Genomic DNA, 17931 nt, shown 5'->3' with positions numbered 1-17931 from the left:
CAGGGCGCGGCGGGGTCACTGGCTGTTCGATTCGGGCGCATGTTCACCCGGTTCTCCCCGGCTGCCGGGCTGCTCGCGCACCCCGGCCGCGTGTTCGGGAAGAGGCAGGCTCAGGCGGCCTCGCGCCGGAGCGGCTGCGCCACCCGGATCGGGCGGGAACCGGCACCGCCGGCGTGCGAGAAGGGCTGCGTCCGCCAGTCGAGCCCCTGGGGGAGCGTCAGCAGCAGCGCGGTCTCCTGCTCCTGGGCCCCGTCCGCCTCGGCGGGCCGGTCCCCGGCGGCACGCCCCGTACCGGGGCACACGGTGAGCACGAACGGGTTCCACGGGGACGGGCACAGCGCGTGCTCCGGGAGCACGTCCTCGTCCGCCAGGAGCGCGATGGGCTGCGCGCAGTCCGGGCAGACGACCCGGTACATCTCGAAGGTGTCGTACGCATCGGGAGCGGTGTTCTCGAACGGATCAACGGGCTCCGGTTCGGTACGTCCGGTGAGCTTCAGGTGTGGCATGGGAAATCCCCCCTCGGATGGGCCGGCATGACGCTGTGGCCTCGGCCACAGCAAGCACTTCCCGCCACCGATCGGCCGTAACCGTTCCGTGTCCCCCTACTGGCGCGTAAACCTGTGGCGTTGGTCACATGCCCGGCGCAGGTGCCGTCCCAAGGGCTGGGCAGCTGTGCCGGGAACGACTCATGGCCATAGATTGATCCATATGGAGGAGCTGGACCGTCACATCGTGGAGTTGCTCGTCAAGGACGGGCGGATGAGCTACACCGACCTGGGCAAGGCCACCGGCCTGTCCACCTCGGCGGTTCATCAGCGCGTCCGCAGGCTGGAGCAGCGCGGGGTGATCCGCGGGTACGCCGCGGTCGTGGACCCGGAGGCGGTCGGCCTGCCGCTGACCGCGTTCATCTCGGTCAAGCCGTTCGACCCCAGCGCCCCCGACGACATCGCCGAACGGCTCGCGGGCATCCCGGAGCTGGAGGCGTGCCACAGCGTCGCCGGCGACGAGAACTACATCCTCAAGGTCCGCGTGGCGACCCCGCTGGAGCTGGAGAACCTGCTCACCCGCATCCGTTCGCTCGCCGGCGTCTCCACCCGCACCACGGTCGTTCTGTCCACCCCGTACGAGGCGCGCCCGCCGCAGATCTGAGGGGGCCGGGCACGGCGGCGTGCGGGAACGCGGGAGACTGGTGCCCATGACCGAGAGCACCGCCCCCCAGAGCGAACACCGCACCGTGCTGCTGCGCGGTGGAGACGTCCACAGCCCCGCCGACCCCTTCGCCACCGCCATGGTGGTCGAACGGGGCCACGTCGCCTGGGTGGGCTCCGAAGGCGCCGCCGACGCCTTCGCGAGCGGCGTCGACGAGGTGATCGACCTCGACGGGGCACTGGTCACCCCCGCGTTCACCGACGCCCACGTCCACACCACCTCGACCGGACTGGCCCTCACCGGGCTCGACCTCTCCGGCGCCCGCACCCTCGGCGACGCCCTCGCCCGCGTCCGGGCCCACGTGGCCGCCCACCCCGCGGACCGGGTCGTCCTCGGACACGGCTGGGACGCCACCCGCTGGCCCGAGCAGCGCCCGCCCTCCCGCGCCGAGCTGGACGAGGCCGCGGCCGGCCGGCCCGTCTACCTGCCCCGGGTCGACGTGCACTCGGCGGTCGCCGGCACCGCCCTGCTCGACCTCGTCCCCGGCGTCACCACGATGCCCGGGTACCACCCCGAGGGCCCGCTGACCGCCGCCGCCCACCACGCCGTGCGGGCGGCCGCCCACGACGCCGTCACGCCCGCCCAGCGCGCCGAGGCGCAGCGTGCCGCACTGCGCCACGCGGCCTCCCTCGGCATCGGCTCGCTCCACGAGTGCGGCGGCCCCGACATCTCCGACGAGGACGACTTCACCGGGCTGCTGAAGGTGGCCGCCGAGCGGCCCGGGCCCCGGGTCTTCGGCTACTGGGCCCAGGAGGTGGCCGACGAGAAGGACGCCCGGCGGATCCGCGAGCTCGGCGCCGTCGGCGCGGCCGGCGACCTCTTCGTGGACGGCTCGCTCGGCTCGCACACCGCCTGCCTGCACGAGCCGTACGCCGACGCCCCGCACACCGGCACCGCCCACCTGGACGCCGCCCGGATCGCCGCCCACGTCGCCGCCTGCACCGAGGCGGGGCTCCAGGCCGGCTTCCACGCCATCGGGGACGCGGCGCTCTCCGCGGTCGTCCAGGGCGTCAGGGCCGCGGCCGAGAAGGTCGGCCTCGCCCGGGTGCGGGCCGCCCGGCACCGCGTCGAGCACGCGGAGATGCTCACCCCCGAGACCGTCGCGGCCTTCGCGGAGCTGGGCCTCACCGCCTCCGTCCAGCCCGCCTTCGACGCCGCGTGGGGCGGCGAGGAGGGCATGTACGCCCAGCGCCTCGGGGCCGGACGGGCCGCCACGCTCAATCCGTACGCGGCGCTGCTGCGGGCCGGCGTGCCGCTCGCCTTCGGCTCGGACAGCCCGGTGACCCCGCTGGACCCGTGGGGGACCGTACGGGCCGCCGCCTTCCACCGGACGCTGGAACACCGCGTCTCGGTCCGGGCCGCCTTCACCGCCCACACCCGGGGCGGCTGGCGGGCCCTGGGACGGGACGACGCGGGGACCCTGGTGCCGGGTGCCCCGGCCGACTACGCGGTCTGGCGCACCGACGAGCTGGTGGTCCAGGCACCGGACGACCGGGTGGCGCGCTGGTCGACCGACCCCCGGTCCGGGACGCCGGGGCTGCCCGACCTCCGCCCCGGCGCCGACCTGCCGGTCTGCCTGCGCACCGTGGTGCTCGGACAAACTGTCTACGTAAGGCCGAACGAGTGACGTGCGGACATTCCGCTCCGCCCGCCGGAGGCGGGTCCGCTCTTCCGTCACCTGGGGATCTTCGGGACTGACCAGGCAATTTCGGTAATCGATGCAGGTCAGGCAAGTATTGACAGAATGCGGCCATCGGCCGGTAGGTTCGGCCGAGTCCACCACAGGACGTCCGACCGGTGAAGCCTCCACGCAGTCGTCGAACGCCGCTGGGTCACGGGGTGGTGTGCCGCACCGGCGCACCACCACTGACAGCCAGGTTCAGCGCCCGCGCCTCGGGGGCGAGGGAAGGTTTCAGCCGGACGGAGGGTGCGACCCGGGTGGGGCCCGGACGTTCAGTAGACAACGGCTCTAGGTCGACCCGCAGCCAGCGGGTCCCAGGTCGGCCCGAAGGACACCGGGCCCCGATCCGCACTTCTGTCCCCGATTCCGCGCTTCTGTCCGCCGCGGCTCCCGCGCCACCCCGACCGGGTCGGCGTCCGGCCCCGCGGCGCTCGATATGGTGTGCACCTGCGTACGGACGTGAGGGGCAGTAAGTGAACGACGGCGGTCAGCGGCGATTCGGCCCGCTCGGCAGTGTCTTGGTGATCATCCCGACCTACAACGAGGCCGAGAACATCAAGCCGATCGTGAGCCGGGTGCGCGCCGCCGTGCCGGAGGCCCACGTCCTCGTCGCCGACGACAACAGCCCCGACGGGACGGGCAAGCTGGCCGACGAGCTGGCCGCGGACGACGACCACGTCCACGTCCTGCACCGCAAGGGCAAGGAAGGGCTCGGCGCGGCCTACCTCGCCGGCTTCCGCTGGGGCATGGACCACGACTACGGCGTCCTCGTCGAGATGGACGCCGACGGCTCCCACCAGCCCGAGGAGCTGCCCCGGCTGCTCACCGCTCTCAAGGGCGCGGACCTGGTCCTCGGCTCCCGCTGGGTGCCCGGCGGCCGGGTGGTGAACTGGCCCAAGTCCCGTGAGATCATCTCGCGCGGCGGCAGCACGTACTCCCGGATGATGCTGGGCCTGCGGACCCGGGACGTCACCGGCGGCTACCGGGCCTTCCGCGCCGAGACCCTGAAGGGCATCGGGCTGGACGCGGTCGCCTCCCAGGGCTACTGCTTCCAGGTCGACCTGGCCCGCCGCGCGGTCGAGGCCGGCTTCCATGTGGTGGAGGTGCCGATCACCTTCGTGGACCGCGAGGTCGGCGACTCCAAGATGAGCAAGGACATCCTGGTCGAGGCGCTGTGGCGGGTGACCGCCTGGGGCGTCACCAGCCGGACGAACAAGGTGCTCGGCCGCCGTACCCCCTGAGCCCGCCCGTCACCCCCTTACGGCGTACGGACGCGTGGCCGGGCACACTGGGGACATGACGACCGGCACACCGCCCCCGACCGCCCCCAGGCGCTCGCGCGCCCGGACCTTCGTACCTCTCGCCGTCGCCGCATGGGCGGTGCTGGAGATATGGCTGCTGATCCTGGTGGCCGACGTCGCGGGCGGGCTGACCGTCGTGATCCTGCTGGCCGCCGGCATCGTGCTGGGCGCCGCGGTGATCAAGAGCGCGGGCCGCCGGGCCTTCCGGAACCTCACGGAGACGCTTCAGCGGATGCCGGGGCAGCCGGGTGCGGACACCTCCTCGCCCGCCGCCCCCGAGAGCGGCCGGGGCAACGGCTTCCTGATGCTCGGGGGGCTGTTGATCATGATCCCCGGTCTGATCTCGGACGCGGCCGGGCTGCTGCTCCTGATCCCGCCGCTGCGCACGGCACTCAGCCGCTACGCGGAACGCTCGCTGGACCGCCGCGTGCGGACGGCCGCCCCCGGTGGCTTCTCGGACGCCTTCCAGCAGGCCCGCATCCACCGCCCGGACGGCAAGGTGGTCCAGGGTGAGGTCATCCGCGACGAGCCGCCCCGTGAGGACCCGGGCCCCAACGACGAGCCCCGCCCGCCGCTGACGCGGTGACCCTTTCGAGCCCGTCCGGCGATTGAGGACGGTCCTTGACGCGGGCCGGGACGAGCCGCCGCAAACGACAAAGCCGCGGGCCCGGCACGCAAAACGTACCGAACCCGCGGCCTGTCGCGGAACCGCGCTAGCGGGTCACGCGGACTTCCTGCTGTCCCGAGGATGCACAGCGATATTCATCGCTCCGGAGCGCAGGACGGCCAGCCGCTCGGCCAGCACCTCCTCCAGCTCCTCGCGCGTGCGCCGCTCCATGAGCATGTCCCAGTGCGTACGCGCCGGTTTGCCCTTCTTCTCCTCGGGGCCGTCCCCGTCCACCAGGAGTGCCTGGGCGCCACACGCCTTGCACTCCCACTCCGGCGGAATTTCCGCCTCTACCGAGAACGGCATCTCGAATCGATGTCCGTTCTGGCATGCGTACTCCACCGCCTGGCGCGGGGCCAGATCGATGCCGCGGTCCGTCTCGTAGCTGGTAACCACGAGTCGCGTGCCGCGGAGAGCTCGCTCACTCATGAATCGTGCCTCCCGGGCTTGTCGCCCACAGGACAGGTGTCGCTGTCGTCGTCAATCGGTCAACGTCCGGTCGGCGGCAAAGATTCCCGTTGCCGGTCATGCGTCGCCCGTCGAACCGCTGATTTTCAGGTTTCCCAGGGTTCAAGTACCCGCCCTTACCCGGTTTGTCACCTTTGACGGAAGTTGTCACCCAACGGTTCGCGAAGTTCCACTCGCCGTAACGGTCACCCGGGGCAGGCCAAAGGCGTACACTACCGGCCTTTTACTTCAACGTCTAAATCCGCTCCGGTACGGGGTTTCCCGCCGCCGCGATCGCGCGCCCGAGCGGGACCCGCGCGAGCAGCACCGAGCCCACGACGAAGAAGACCACCAGCGAGATGATCGCGTCCCGGTAACTGCCGGTCAGCTGGTAGGCGAGACCGAACACCAGGGGCCCCAGCCAGCTCAGGCCGCGGTCGCTCATCTCGTACGCCGAGAAGTACTCGGCCTCCTTGCCGCGCGGCACCAGATGCGAGAACAGGGAACGCGACAGCGCCTGGCTGCCGCCCAGCACCAGGCCGATCGCCGCCGCCAGCACATAGAAGAAGACGGGCGAACCGGCGGGCAGGAAGTACCCGGCGACCAGGATCAGCGTCCACACCACCAGTGAGCCCAGGATCGTGCGCTTCGCGCCGTACACCCGGGCCGTCCGGCCCATCGCCAGCGCCCCGGCCACCGCGAGCACCTGCACCAGCAGCACCGCCGTGATCAGCGTCGACTGGCCGAGGCCCAGCTCCTCGGAGCCGTACACCGACGCCTGCGAGATCACGGTCTGCACGCCGTCGTTGTAGACGAGGTAGGCGAGCAGGAAGGACAGGGTCAGCGGATGGCGCCGCATGTCCGCCAGCGTGGCCCGCAGCTGCCGCCACCCGGAGCCCGTCGCGGCGCCCCGGCTGCCCGGCGCCACCCGGCGGTCGCGCAGCCTGCGCAACGGGATGACGGTGAAGACGCCCCACCAGAGGCCCGCCGACGCCAGGCAGATCCGCACCGCCTGGGACTCCGAGAGGCCGAAGGAGTCGTGGCCCGAGTACAGGACCAGATTCAGTACGAGGACCAGCGCCCCGGAGGTGTAGCCGAACGCCCACCCCCGCGAGGAGACGTCGTCGCGCTCCTCGGGCCCGGCGATCTGCGGCAGGTAGGAGTTGTAGACCATCATCGCCACCGCCGTCGCGGCGTTCGCCACGATGAGCAGGAAGGCGCCGAGCAGATAGCGCTGCCCGTCCAGGAAGAACATGGCGGTCGTCGCCGCGGCCCCGGTGTACGCCGTCGCCGCGAGGAGCGGCTTCTTGCGGCCCGTACGGTCGGCCGCCGCGCCCACCACGGGCATCAGGACGATCGCCAGGACGAGCGAGGCCGACACCGCGTACGCGAACAGCGACCCGGCGCGCACCGGGATGCCGAGCGGGTGGACGAAGCCGTCGGGGTCGGCGGCGGCCTTGGCGACCGAGGTCAGATACGGGCCCAGGAAGACCGTGACCACGCTCGTGGAGTAGACGGAGCACGCGAAGTCGTAGAAGTACCAGCCGCGCTGCTCCCTGCGCCGCGCGGCAGGGCCGTCCGGGCCGGCCGCGGCGTCGGCAGGCCCGGCGGTGTCTGCGGTCTCGGCCGTCATGGTGCCCCCTGGAATCTCCCCGTGAAGGCGCCGCCCGGGCGGCGGCGGGTCAGGCCCAGGCCCCCCGCTCGCTCAGCACCGTGCGCAGCGCCTCGATGTGATCGGTCATGATGCCATCCACCCCCAGGTCCAGGAGAGCGGCCATCCGCTCCGGTTCGTTCACCGTCCACACATGCACCTGGAGCCCTCGCGCGTGGGCCTCGCGCACGAAGCGGCGGTCCACGACCCGGATGCCGTTCTGGCGCTCCGGCACCTGCGCGCACACCGCTCCGGCGCGCAGGGCGGCCGGGACGCCGTACGAGCGCAGCCGCAGGCCGAGCACCCCGCGCACGCCGTACGAGGTGGCCAGGCGCGGGCCGCCCAGCCGGTGCGCACGGGCGACCCGGGCCTCGGAGAACGAGCCGACGCACACCCGGTCCCAGGCGCCCGTCGCCCGGATCAGCTCCAGGAGCGGCAGCAGGGCGGCCTCCGCCTTGACGTCCACGTTCCACCGGGCCTCGGGAAAGGTCTCCAGCAGCTCCTCGAACAGCGGCAGCGGCTCGCGCCCGGCCACCCGGGCCCGGCGTATCTCGCTCCACGGCAGCTCCGCCAGGCGGCCCCCGGCGTCCGTCACCCGGTCCAGCGTGGCGTCGTGGAAGGCGACGAGCCGGCCGTCCGCCGACGCGTGCACATCGGTCTCGAAGTAGCGGTACCCGGCGTCGGCGGCCCGGCGGAAGGCGGCGGCCGTGTTCTCGATGCCGTCCGCGGCCCCGCCCCGGTGGGCGAACGCGAGCGGAGCGGGGTGGTCCAGATAGGGGTGGCGTTCGGAGGTCACCGCCGCAGTATGGACCGCCGGGGCGCGGGCTTCCCGGCCGAGGGGGTGTTCTCCCCGGGGATCGCGAAGACCCGCAGGAAGACCTGGGCGAGCGGGCCGATGGCCAGGGCGTACAGGACCGTGCCGATGCCGAGGGACCCGCCGAGCAGGAACCCGGTGACCACGACCGCGATCTCGATCGCGGTGCGCACCAGCCGGATGGACCGGCCGGACCGCCGGTGCAGCCCGGTCATCAGGCCGTCCCGGGGGCCGGGGCCGAACCGGGCGCTGATGTAGAGGCCCGTTGCCACACCGTTCAGCACGATCCCCGCCGCCATCACCCCGGCCCGCGCCACCGGGCCGTGCACCTCGGGGGCCAGGGCGAGGGTGCCGTCCATCGCGATGCCCACGGCGAACACGTTGGAGACCGTGCCCAGGCCCGGCCGCTGCCGCAGCGGGGTCCAGAGCAGCAGCACGATCGCGCCGATGATGATCGAGACCACGCCGATGCTGATCCCGGTGCGCTCGGCGAGGCCCTGGTGCAGCACCCCCCAGGGCTCCAGGCCGAGACCGGCGACGACCAGGAGGGCCGAGCTCGCCCCGTACAACGCGAGTCCCGCGTACAGCTGGACCAGCCGACGGGTGAGGTTCTTGGACAAGGGGTGCCCCCTGGTGTGGTGGTGTTGGACCGCTCCGTGTCACTCTGTGGCAGGGGATTGGCCGTCAACCATGGCCAATCAGAGGAAGGTGGACTGATTCTCATGGCGCAGTGGACTTCGGCGGTCGGAGCGGCCCAGCTGGCCCGGCAGCTCCAGGCCCAGCAACAGCAGCGGCCGGCCGGTCCCGGCAGCCGCCGCCCGCCCGCCTACCGCGCCCTCGCCGACGGCATCCGGCTGCTCGTCCTGGAGGGCCGGGTCGCGGTCGCCGCCCGGCTCCCCGCCGAACGCGAGCTCGCCCTCGCCCTCGCCGTCAGCCGCACCACGGTCGCCGCCGCCTACGAGGCGCTGCGGGCCGAGGGCTTCCTGGAGTCCCGGCGCGGCGCGGGCAGCTGGACGGCGGTCCCGGCGGGCAATCCGCTGCCCGCCCGCGGCCTGGAGCCCCTGCCGCCCGAGGCCCTGGGCTCCATGATCGACCTGGGCTGCGCCTCGCTGCCGGCCCCCGAGCCCTGGCTGACCCGGGCCGTCCAGGGCGCCCTGGAGGAGCTGCCGCCGTACGCCCACACCCACGGCGACTACCCCGCCGGGCTGCCCGCCCTGCGCCGGATGATCGCCGACCGCTACACCGCCGACGGCATCCCGACCATGCCCGAGCAGATCATGGTCACCACCGGTGCGATGGGCGCCATCGACGCCATCTGCCACCTCTTCGCCGGACGCGGCGAACGCATCGCGGTGGAGTCCCCGAGCTACGCCAACATCCTCCAGCTGATGCGCGAGGCGGGCGCCCGCCTGGTCCCCGTCGCCATGGAGGCCGGGCTCGGCGGCTGGGACCTGAACCGGTGGCGCCAGGTCCTGCGGGACGCCGCGCCCCGGCTCGGCTACGTCGTCGCGGACTTCCACAACCCGACCGGGGCGCTGGCCGACGAGGAGCGCCGCCGCGCCCTGGTGGACGCCGCCCGCTCGGCCGGCACGGTGCTCGTCGTGGACGAGACGATGCGGGAGCTGCACCTCGACGAGGACGTGGCGATGCCGCGCCCGGTCTGCGCGTTCGACCCGGCGGGCAGCACGGTCCTGACCGTGGGGTCGGCCAGCAAGGCGTTCTGGGCCGGCATGCGGATCGGCTGGGTACGGGCCGCGCCCGACGTGATCCGCAGCCTGGTGGCCGCCCGCGCGTACGCCGACATGGGCACCCCCGTCCTGGAACAGCTCGCGGTGAACTGGCTGATGCGCACCGGCGGCTGGCAGGAGGCGGTGCGGCTGCGCCGGGAACAGGCCCGCGAGAACCGCGACGCGCTCGTCGCCGCGGTGCGCCGGGAGCTGCCGGAGTGGGAGTTCTCCGTGCCCGGCGGCGGTCTCACGCTCTGGGTGCGCACCGGCGGCCTCTCCGGCTCCCGGCTCGCGGTCGCGGGCGAGGGGGTCGGGGTGCGCGTGCCGTCCGGGCCCCGGTTCGGGGTCGACGGCGCCTTCGAGGGCTATGTGCGGCTGCCCTTCACGGTGGGCGGCCCGGTCGCGGACGAGGCGGCCCAGCGCCTCGCCCAGGCGGCCCGGCTGGTCGGCGCGGGCGCCGGGGCGGGCGCGGAGGCACCGCGCACCTTCGTGGCGTGAACGACCGAGGAGGGCCCGGCGGTGTGCCCGGCCCTCCTCGGTCGCTGTCACGCGTTCAGTCGCCGACGGCCACGGCCTCCAGCGCGACCGGCGCCCCCACGGCCTCGGCCGGCGCCGCTTCCGGCGCCCCCGCCTCGACCGCTGTGCGCCGCTCCGGCAGCAGACTCAGCACCGCCGCGCGCTGCGCCTCGCTCGTGGCGTCGTCGTACGGGTCGGGCGTGGCCGGAACCTGGATGCGCAGGACCGGGCCGGCGCCGAAGCGGGCGTAGCCGCGGCCGGCCGGGGCGTCCGGCGGCGGGGTGGTGTGCGGCCCGGTGCCGAGCACCGCCTCGACCTGCTCCGCGGTGCAGTCGCCGAGTACCACCCGGGCCCTGGTGTGCGTCCGGACGGTTTCGCCCAGGCCGTCCAGGTGGTCGAACGCCTCGGCCAGGACCACGACGACGTGGGCGGCCCGGCCGTGCCGCAGCGGGATCTGGAGCAGTTCCTGCGCGTCGGGCGCGCCGTCCCCGGCCGGCCGGGCGAGCGCGCTCGGCCGGTCCAGCAGGATCCAGAGCGGCCGTGTCAGCTCCTCGGGGACCGGGTCCCCGGCCTGCCGGGCGCGGTTCGCCTCGATCAGCCGGCGTTCCGTCTCGTTGGCAGCCCACTCCAGGGTGGAGAGCGCGCCGGCCGGCCCGCATTCGACGGCCAGGACGCCTTCGCGCCCGGTGAAGCAGGCGTACTCGCCGGTGCCGCTGCCCTCCACGATGAGGATGTCGCCCTGCTGGAGCGCCTGGAGGGCGATGGACCGCAGCAGGGTGGTGGTGCCGCTGCCGGGCTGCCCGGCGACCAGCAGGTGCGGTTCGGTGGAGCGGGGGCCGGTGCGCCAGACGACGCCGGGCGCGTCCCGGCTGCCGGCGCCGTCGCTCACCGGGAGGGTGCGCCGCACGGCGTCCTCGTCCGTGAAGCCGAGGACGGTCTCGCCGGGGGCGGTGACGAAGCGCTGGGCGGTGAGCGTGGTCGGCAGGGCGTCCAGGACGCTCATCACGAGCCGGTTGCCCTCCTCGTCCCAGCTGAACCGGTACTCCCGGCCGCGGCCCGACTTGGCGTGCAGCAGCTGTTCGATCCGGGCCCGGGACTCGGGCTCGCTGTCGGTGAAGTACGCGGGATACGCGATGTGGAGGCGCGAGACTCGGCCGTCGCCGTCGAAGGCGTAACCGCTGAAGACCTGCTCCCACTCGCCGCCGTGGCTGAACAGCGGGCTGGGGTCGTCGGCGGTCGAGAAGTACGGCACGAGGGCTTCGTACAGGGACCGCAGCCGGGCGGTCTCCGCCTCGTCGGGGCCGGTCCTGACGGGGGTGCGGTCGCGCCCCGTCCATGCGGCTGCGCCCATCACCGTGACGAGGGCCAGCACCGGCCCGTACGGGATGAGCGCGACCACGAGTACGCAGGCCGCGACGAGGAACAGCGTGGCGCCACGCCGGTCCTTGGGTGTCGCGGCCCACTTCTGCCGTCCTGCGCCGGCCAGCAGCCGCAGACCGCGCGTGAGCGTGATCAGCGGATGGAGCACATCGGTGGCGCTGTCGGCGGCCGTGCGCGCGAATTCTCGACTGCGAGTGATCGAAGCGCTGCCGCTGCTCAGAATGCGGGGGAGTGGTCGCCTGGCCACGTCTGTCTCCTGAAGGGGTCGGTGCGGAGGCGGAGGGTCAGAACTTGATCCCGCCCAGGAGTCCGGCCAGGCTCGCTCCGCCCGCGGTGATGCTCGGTGCGATGGCGGTCCCGGCCAGGTAGAAGCCGAACAGGGCGGTGACGAGGGCGTGCGACGCCTTGAGGCCGTCCTTCCTGAAGAACAGGAAGACGATGATGCCGAGGATGACGACGCCGGACATGGAAAGGATCATGAGTGTTCTCCTGGTTGGAGGGGACGGTCACCATGAGTCCTTCCAGGCTCACCCCAAGTATCCGTAAGATAAAAGGCGCATTCGGGTGAAAAGGGTGATTATCCACCCGATCGGCGGAGGTGAAGCCCGGGCCTGATCATGTACCCGCCCGGGCAGTACCCTGTCGGTTCACTCGCACGGCCCCCGCCGTGCACGTCCCGGCCGCCCGCGGCGGCCCGAACGGTCAAGGAAGGCGGTACCCCGATGAGCGACGCCCCCGATCCCGAGGTCGTGGAGCTGGCCTCCAAGGTGTTCGACCTGGCACGCGCCGGCGACGCCGACGCCCTCGCCGCCTACGTGGACGCCGGGGTGCCCGCCAACCTCACGAACGACCGGGGCGACTCGCTGCTGATGCTCGCCGCCTACCACGGGCACGCCCCCGCGGTCACCGCCCTCGCCGCCCGCGGCGCCGACCCGGGCCGGGCGAACGACCGGGGTCAGACCCCCCTCGCCGGAGCCGTCTTCAAGGGCGAGGAAGCGGTGGTCCGCGCCCTCCTCGACGCGGGCGCCGATCCCGCCGCCGGAACGCCCTCCGCGGTCGATACCGCGCGCATGTTCGGCAAGGACGACCTGCTGGAACTCTTCGGCGCCCGCTGAACGGGTACGCCGTAAATGTGGTCGCGGTGGCGAAATGGCTGGGTCATCATGACGTCGCGGGCCCGATCCGGGTCACCCGACGAGAGGCAGAGGAAGATGCTCTACACCAGGCGGAAGACGGCGGTCGGCGAATCATGTTGCTGCGCGGCCTAGGGCTCGCCCCAGTGCTCGTCCCGGAGCACGTGGAACTGCACAGTCCCGGTTGTGTCGACAGCTTGATGTGAGGCTTTCCCCATGTTCGATCCGTTCATAGCGCCGAGCGGCACCCTGCTCGGCCTGCTCCAGAGAGGCCGCGGCGACGGCACGCTCCACGCGCTCGCGGCACCGCGCTCCGAGGCCCTGGCGGCTCTCCACCACTGCGTCCTGAGCGACCCGCGCCACGACTGGCAGATGGAGAACCGCTCCCTGTACTACGCGCGCCTCTACCTCGACCTCGACGGCGGCGTCGAGGAGATCGAGCGGCACCTGACCGACCCCGAGGACCACCTCGACACCGAGGACTCGCGGACCGGCCTCGCCCTGTCCGTCCTCGGACACCTCGCCTCCTACGGCCGCGGCGACGCCCTCGCCCTGCTGCGGCGCTACGCCGCGACCGGCTCCAACTGGGCCTGGGCCCTGGACGAGCTGGCCCTGCGCGACGACGACGCCGGACTCCGCTCCCTCGCCGAGCCCGTGCTCGCCCGCTTCCCCGACGACCCCGAGGGCCGCGCCGAGCTGGCCGCGACCGTGCGCGACGCCTACGAGCCCCGCCCCTGGCGGCTCTGGGCCGACGACCCGCGCGAGGGCATCGGCGCCCGCGTCCGGGCCGCGTCCGAGCAGGGTTCCTTCGACCGCTGGCAACGCCAGATGCGCCCCGGCGGCCCCCGGCCCGGCTGGAGCGTCCAGGCGGTCTTCGACTGGGCCCAGCAGGGGCTTGAGCGCGGCAGTGTGCTGCACGTGCCCGCCGCCCGCTGCCTCGCCGCCGTCGCGGGCCCCGAGGACCGGACCGGAATCATCGCCGCCGCCCGCAGCGGACCCGACGCCGCCCGCTGCGCCGCCCTCCACTACCTGGCCGCCGAGGTCCGCGACCCCGTCGTGCTCGACCTGATCGAGGCCGCCGCCGCCGAACCCCGGGGCACCGTCGCCGACGCCGCCGTCGCCGCCTTCGAGCGCATGTGCGGCGAGGACGCCGTGGAGCGCGCCCGCCGCTGGGCCCGCAGGCCCGACGCGCTCGGAGCGTCCGCCGCCGGAGTGCTGGCCGGCCGCGGCGGCCCGCAGGACGCCCCGGCGGTGCTCGGCGCGCTGCGCGACGCCGTACGTGGCGACGGCCCCGACGCGCCACGGCTGTGGGCGCTCGTGGACGGCGCCGGCCGCCTCGGAATCGCCTGCGCCGCACCCGTCCTGCGCCACATCTACCGGGAGACGTCCTCCTCGCAGCTGCGCGGCCGTACCGCCCGGGCCCTCGCCGCCACCGACCCGTCCTTCGCCACCGGATTCGCCGTCGAGTGCCTGTGGGACTGCGAGGAGACGACCCGCGAGATCGCCGCCCGGCACGCCGAGACCGGTGACCTGCGCGTCGCCGAGCGGCTGCGCCGCCTGGCCGCCGACCCCGCCGAGGAGGCCGAGGTCCAGTCGGCGGTACGCAGCAGGATCGGCCCGGACGCCCCGGCGGTCTGACCGGCGGACACACCCCGTAACACCCCAGGAGTGCAGCGCGTCGGGGGCGCGCCGCTCCCGCCCTGTTCCGCGATCACCGGACGGCGGGTCAGTATGGGGGCATGACCGGGCGCTGGGAGTTCTGGATCGACCGTGGCGGCACCTTCACCGACGTGGTGGGGAGGCGCCCCGACGGCAGGCTCGTCACCCGCAAACTCCTCTCGCACGACCCGGACCGCTACCGCGACGCCGCCGTCGCCGGCATCCGGCTGATGCTCGGGCTCGGACGCGGTGAGCCCGTTCCCGCCGACCGGGTCGCCGCCGTCAAGATGGGCACCACCGTCGCCACCAACGCCCTGCTGGAGCGGCGCGGCGAACCGACCGTCCTGGTCGTCACGGAAGGCTTCCGGGACGCCCTGCGCATCGCCTACCAGAACCGCCCCCGCCTCTTCGACCGCCGCATCCTGCTCCCGGAAGCCGTGTACGACCGGGTCATCGAGGTCCCCGAGCGCATCGACGCCCACGGCCGCACCGTCACCCCGCTCGACCGCGAAGCAGTCGCCCGACTCCTCCGCGAGGCCCGCGCCGACGGGCTGGCCTCCGCGGCCGTCGTCCTGATGCACGGCTACCGCCACCCGGCCCACGAGCAGGCGGTCGCCGCCGAGGCCAGGGCCGCCGGCTTCACCCAGATCAGCTGCTCCCACGAGGTCAGCCCGCTGATCAAGCTTGTCCCGCGCGGCGACACCACCGTCGTGGACGCCTACCTCTCGCCGATCCTGCGCCGGTACGTCGACTCGGTCGCCGCCGAACTCCCCGGCATCCGGCTCATGTTCATGCAGTCCAACGGCGGCCTGCGCGAGGCCGCCCACTTCCGCGGCAAGGACGCCGTCCTCTCCGGACCCGCGGGCGGGGTCGTCGGCATGGTCCGCACCTCCGCCCAGGCCGGCCACGACCGGGTCATCGGCTTCGACATGGGCGGCACCTCCACCGATGTGTCGCACTACGCGGGCGAGTTCGAACGCGAAATGGGCGCCGAGGTCGCCGGGGCCCGGATGCGCGTCCCCATGATGAACATCCACACCGTCGCGGCCGGCGGCGGCTCCGTCCTGCACTTCGACGGCCGGCGCTACCGGGTCGGCCCCGACTCCGCGGGCGCGGTCCCCGGACCCGCCTGCTACCGCCGGGGCGGGCCGCTGACCGTCACCGACGCCCAGGTCATGCTCGGCCGCATCCGCCCCGCCCACTTCCCCGCCGTCTTCGGCCCCGACGGCGACCAGCCCCTCGACGCGGACATCGTGCGCGAGCGCTTCGAGGAGCTGGCCGAGGAGGTCGCCCGGGCCACCGGCACCAAGCGGACGGCGGCCGAGACCGCGGCCGGCTTCCTGGAGATCGCGGTCCTCTCCATGGCCAACGCCGTCAAGAAGATCTCCGTGCAGCGCGGCCACGACATCACCCGCTACGCCCTCACCGGCTTCGGCGGCGCCGGCGGCCAGGCCGTCTGCGCGGTCGCCGACGCCCTCGGCATCGACACCGTCCTCGTCCCGCCGCTGGCCGGGGTGCTGTCCGCTTACGGCATCGGGCTCGCCGACGCCACCGCCATGCGCGAGCAGTCCTTCGAAGCCGCCCTGGACGCCGCCTCCGAAACCCGGGTGCGGGAGCTGTGCGACGAGCTCGCCGCCCGGACGAGCGCCGACCTGCGCGCCGACGGCGTGCCCGCCGACGCCATCACCACCCGCGCCCGGGTCCTGCTGCGCTACGAGGGCACCGACGCGAGCCTGCCCGTCGCCCTGGACACCGCCGCCGCCATGACCGACGCCTTCACCCGCGAGCACCGCGCCCGCTACGGATTCACGGCGGACCGGGGGCTCGTCGTGGAGACCGTCTCCGTCGAGGCCACCGGGACCGCCGGCGGCCACGCCGAGATCCGCCCGGCCACGCGGGACGAGGGCGCGCCCACCACACCCCGCCCGCACGACACCGCGCGCATGTTCGCCGAGGGCCACTGGCAGGAGGCGCCGCTCCACCGCCGGGACGACCTGAGGGCCACCGACGTCGTCACCGGCCCCGCAGTCATCGCGGAGGCCGACGCCACCACCGTCGTCGACCCCGGCTGGCAGGCCGAACTCGCCGCCACCGGCCACCTGGTCCTCACCCGCGCCCGTCCGCGTCCGGCCCGGCAGGCCGTCGGCACCCGGGTCGACCCGGTGATGCTGGAGGTCTTCAACAACCTCTTCATGTCCATCGCCGAGCAGATGGGCGTGACCCTGGAGAACACCGCCCGCTCCGTCAACATCAAGGAGCGACTCGACTTCTCCTGCGCCCTGTTCGACGCCGACGGCAATCTGATCGCCAACGCGCCCCACATCCCCGTCCACCTCGGCTCCATGGGCGAATCGATCAAGGAAGTACTCCGGCGCAACGCCGCCACCATGCGGCCCGGCGACGTCTACGCCATCAACGACCCCTACCACGGCGGCACCCACCTCCCCGACGTCACCGTCGTGACACCGGTGTTCGACACGACGGGCGACGGCCCGGTGCTGCGCTTCCTGGTGGCCTCGCGGGGCCACCACGCCGAGATCGGCGGCATCACCCCCGGCTCCATGCCCGCCTTCAGCCGGACCGTGGACGAGGAGGGCGTCCTCTTCGACAACTGGCTCCTGGTCCGCGACGGCGTCCTCCGCGAGGACGCCACCCGCGACCACCTCACCACCGCCCCGTACCCCTCCCGCGACCCGGACACCAACCTCGCCGACCTGCGGGCCCAGATCGCCGCCAACGAGAAGGGGATCGCCGAACTGCGCGCCGTGACCGACCAGTTCGGCACCGAGGTCGTGGACGCCTACATGGGCCACGTGCAGGACAACGCCGAGGAGTCGGTGCGCCGGATCATCGCCGGACTCGACGACGGCCACTACCGGTACGAGACGGACAACGGCGCCGTCATCGAGGTGACCGTCACCGTCGACCGCGAGGCCCGCGGCGCCGTCATCGACTTCACCGGTACGTCCCCGCAGCAGCCGGGCAACTTCAACGCCCCGAAATCCGTGGTCATGGCCGCCGTGCTGTACGTCTTCCGCACCCTGGTCGCCGACGACATCCCGCTCAACAGCGGCTGCTTGAACCCGCTGGAGATCCGGATCCCCGAGGGTTCCATGCTGGCACCCGTCCCGCCCGCCGCCACCGTCGCCGGCAACGTCGAGACCTCGCAGGCGGTGACCGGCGCGCTGTACGCGGCCCTCGGCGTCCAGGCCGAGGGCTCCGGCACCATGAACAACCTGACCTTCGGCAACGACCGCGTCCAGTACTACGAGACGGTCGCCAGCGGCTCCGGCGCGGGCCAGGACTTCGACGGCACCGACGCCGTGCAGACCCACATGACCAACTCCCGGCTCACCGACCCCGAGATCCTGGAATGGCGCTACCCCGTCCTGCTGGAGAGCTTCCGGGTGCGCGAGGGCAGCGGGGGAGCGGGCCGCCACCGGGGCGGCTGCGGGGTCGAGCGCCGCATCCGCTTCCTCGAACCGGTCACCCTCGCCCTGCTCACCGGACACCGCAGGGTGCCCCCGTACGGCATGGCCGGCGGCGGACCCGGCGCCCTCGGCAGCCAGCACATCGAACGCGCCGACGGCGGCCGCACCACGCTTGCCGCCTGCGACAGCGCGGACGCCGGACCGGGTGACGTGCTGGTGCTGCGCACGCCCGGGGGCGGGGGCTACGGGGAGCCCGGCGGGGAGCACGAGGGGGCCTGACCGGTCCGCCGGGAGCGGCCCTTCTGCGCCGTTTCG

At 73.6% G+C, this 17931-nt stretch carries 15 protein-coding genes; 8 read left to right on the top strand and 7 right to left on the bottom strand.

The annotated features are described in order from the left end of the window. Positions 1–110: 110 nt before the first annotated feature. Positions 111–506, bottom strand: coding sequence for a hypothetical protein (locus ACZ6C6_RS34460; RefSeq protein WP_469208733.1), 396 nt, complete (start codon positions 504–506; stop codon positions 111–113). A gap of 202 nt (positions 507–708) precedes the next feature. Here ACZ6C6_RS34460 and ACZ6C6_RS34455 point away from each other — a divergent pair, with 202 nt between their 5' ends. The 4 genes from ACZ6C6_RS34455 (at position 709) to fxsA (ending at position 4777) form a co-directional block, all read left to right on the top strand. Beyond that, positions 709–1149 (top strand): Lrp/AsnC family transcriptional regulator, encoded by a 441-nt coding sequence (locus tag ACZ6C6_RS34455; protein ID WP_383297379.1) that lies wholly within the window; start codon positions 709–711, stop codon positions 1147–1149. A 46-nt stretch (positions 1150–1195) separates the two neighbouring features. Continuing rightward, a complete protein-coding gene (locus ACZ6C6_RS34450; protein ID WP_469208731.1) occupies positions 1196–2836 on the top strand; it encodes an amidohydrolase in 1641 nt (546 codons plus the stop codon). A gap of 527 nt (positions 2837–3363) precedes the next feature. Beyond that, the gene (locus ACZ6C6_RS34445) at positions 3364–4131 is read left to right on the top strand and encodes a polyprenol monophosphomannose synthase (RefSeq protein ID WP_469208729.1); all 768 of its coding nucleotides are present in this window, start codon (positions 3364–3366) and stop codon (positions 4129–4131) included. A 55-nt stretch (positions 4132–4186) separates the two neighbouring features. Further along, a complete protein-coding gene (fxsA, locus tag ACZ6C6_RS34440) occupies positions 4187–4777 on the top strand; it encodes an FxsA family membrane protein (RefSeq protein WP_469208727.1) in 591 nt (196 codons plus the stop codon). 135 nt (positions 4778–4912) lie between these two features. Here the strand turns inward: fxsA and ACZ6C6_RS34435 are convergent, their stop codons facing one another. From ACZ6C6_RS34435 to yczE, 4 genes are all read right to left on the bottom strand, one after another. Continuing rightward, positions 4913–5287, bottom strand: a complete 375-nt coding sequence (locus ACZ6C6_RS34435; protein ID WP_003959706.1) for an RNA polymerase-binding protein RbpA — start codon at positions 5285–5287, stop codon at positions 4913–4915. Positions 5288–5561: 274 nt separating this feature from the next. Continuing rightward, positions 5562–6938 carry an MFS transporter gene (locus tag ACZ6C6_RS34430; protein WP_469208725.1) on the bottom strand — a complete coding sequence of 459 codons (1377 nt, stop codon included), beginning with the start codon at positions 6936–6938 and terminating at the stop codon, positions 5562–5564. Between the two features lie 49 nt (positions 6939–6987). Further along, entirely contained in the window at positions 6988–7752 is a 765-nt protein-coding gene (locus tag ACZ6C6_RS34425) for a glycerophosphodiester phosphodiesterase (protein ID WP_469208723.1), read from the bottom strand. After that, positions 7749–8390, bottom strand: a complete 642-nt coding sequence (gene yczE / locus ACZ6C6_RS34420; RefSeq protein ID WP_469208721.1) for a membrane protein YczE — start codon at positions 8388–8390, stop codon at positions 7749–7751. Before yczE ends, ACZ6C6_RS34425 begins: the two co-directional genes overlap by 4 nt. A gap of 102 nt (positions 8391–8492) precedes the next feature. On the opposite strand from yczE, the gene ACZ6C6_RS34415 reads away from it, so the two are divergent. Next, complete coding sequence (locus ACZ6C6_RS34415) at positions 8493–9995, top strand: SCO1417 family PLP biosynthesis transcription factor (protein ID WP_469208719.1); 1503 nt, start codon at positions 8493–8495, stop codon at positions 9993–9995. 55 nt (positions 9996–10050) lie between these two features. On the opposite strand, the gene ACZ6C6_RS34410 is transcribed toward ACZ6C6_RS34415, so the two are convergent. Together ACZ6C6_RS34410 and ACZ6C6_RS34405 are read right to left on the bottom strand one after the other, a co-directional pair. Next, positions 10051–11640: a hypothetical protein gene (locus ACZ6C6_RS34410; RefSeq protein WP_469208718.1), complete on the bottom strand. Its 1590-nt coding sequence runs from the start codon at positions 11638–11640 to the stop codon at positions 10051–10053. Between the two features lie 37 nt (positions 11641–11677). Beyond that, positions 11678–11872 (bottom strand): hypothetical protein, encoded by a 195-nt coding sequence (locus tag ACZ6C6_RS34405; protein ID WP_018103962.1) that lies wholly within the window; start codon positions 11870–11872, stop codon positions 11678–11680. 243 nt (positions 11873–12115) lie between these two features. Here ACZ6C6_RS34405 and ACZ6C6_RS34400 point away from each other — a divergent pair, with 243 nt between their 5' ends. The 3 genes from ACZ6C6_RS34400 to ACZ6C6_RS34390 all read left to right on the top strand — a co-directional run bounded on the left by ACZ6C6_RS34400 (position 12116) and on the right by ACZ6C6_RS34390 (position 17895). Then, entirely contained in the window at positions 12116–12508 is a 393-nt protein-coding gene (locus tag ACZ6C6_RS34400) for an ankyrin repeat domain-containing protein (RefSeq protein ID WP_469208716.1), read from the top strand. A gap of 234 nt (positions 12509–12742) precedes the next feature. Then, entirely contained in the window at positions 12743–14164 is a 1422-nt protein-coding gene (locus ACZ6C6_RS34395) for a HEAT repeat domain-containing protein (RefSeq protein ID WP_469208714.1), read from the top strand. 101 nt (positions 14165–14265) lie between these two features. Then, entirely contained in the window at positions 14266–17895 is a 3630-nt protein-coding gene (locus tag ACZ6C6_RS34390) for a hydantoinase B/oxoprolinase family protein (RefSeq protein WP_469208712.1), read from the top strand. Positions 17896–17931 lie beyond the last annotated feature (36 nt).

It is taken from the genome of Streptomyces sp. NPDC041814 (assembly GCF_055590565.1).
Note: the sequence above shows the minus strand (reverse complement) of the source record. Positions and strands in the feature narration are given on the sequence as shown.

Coding starts and splice junctions, on each gene's coding strand:
- ACZ6C6_RS34460 (WP_469208733.1), bottom strand. CDS start 506: ATGCCACACCTGAAGCTCACCGGACGTACCGAACCGGAGCCCGTTGAT.
- ACZ6C6_RS34455 (WP_383297379.1), top strand. CDS start 709: ATGGAGGAGCTGGACCGTCACATCGTGGAGTTGCTCGTCAAGGACGGG.
- ACZ6C6_RS34450 (WP_469208731.1), top strand. CDS start 1,196: ATGACCGAGAGCACCGCCCCCCAGAGCGAACACCGCACCGTGCTGCTG.
- fxsA (WP_469208727.1), top strand. CDS start 4,187: ATGACGACCGGCACACCGCCCCCGACCGCCCCCAGGCGCTCGCGCGCC.
- ACZ6C6_RS34435 (WP_003959706.1), bottom strand. CDS start 5,287: ATGAGTGAGCGAGCTCTCCGCGGCACGCGACTCGTGGTTACCAGCTAC.
- ACZ6C6_RS34430 (WP_469208725.1), bottom strand. CDS start 6,938: ATGACGGCCGAGACCGCAGACACCGCCGGGCCTGCCGACGCCGCGGCC.
- ACZ6C6_RS34415 (WP_469208719.1), top strand. CDS start 8,493: ATGGCGCAGTGGACTTCGGCGGTCGGAGCGGCCCAGCTGGCCCGGCAG.
- ACZ6C6_RS34405 (WP_018103962.1), bottom strand. CDS start 11,872: ATGATCCTTTCCATGTCCGGCGTCGTCATCCTCGGCATCATCGTCTTC.
- ACZ6C6_RS34400 (WP_469208716.1), top strand. CDS start 12,116: ATGAGCGACGCCCCCGATCCCGAGGTCGTGGAGCTGGCCTCCAAGGTG.
- ACZ6C6_RS34395 (WP_469208714.1), top strand. CDS start 12,743: ATGTTCGATCCGTTCATAGCGCCGAGCGGCACCCTGCTCGGCCTGCTC.
- ACZ6C6_RS34390 (WP_469208712.1), top strand. CDS start 14,266: ATGACCGGGCGCTGGGAGTTCTGGATCGACCGTGGCGGCACCTTCACC.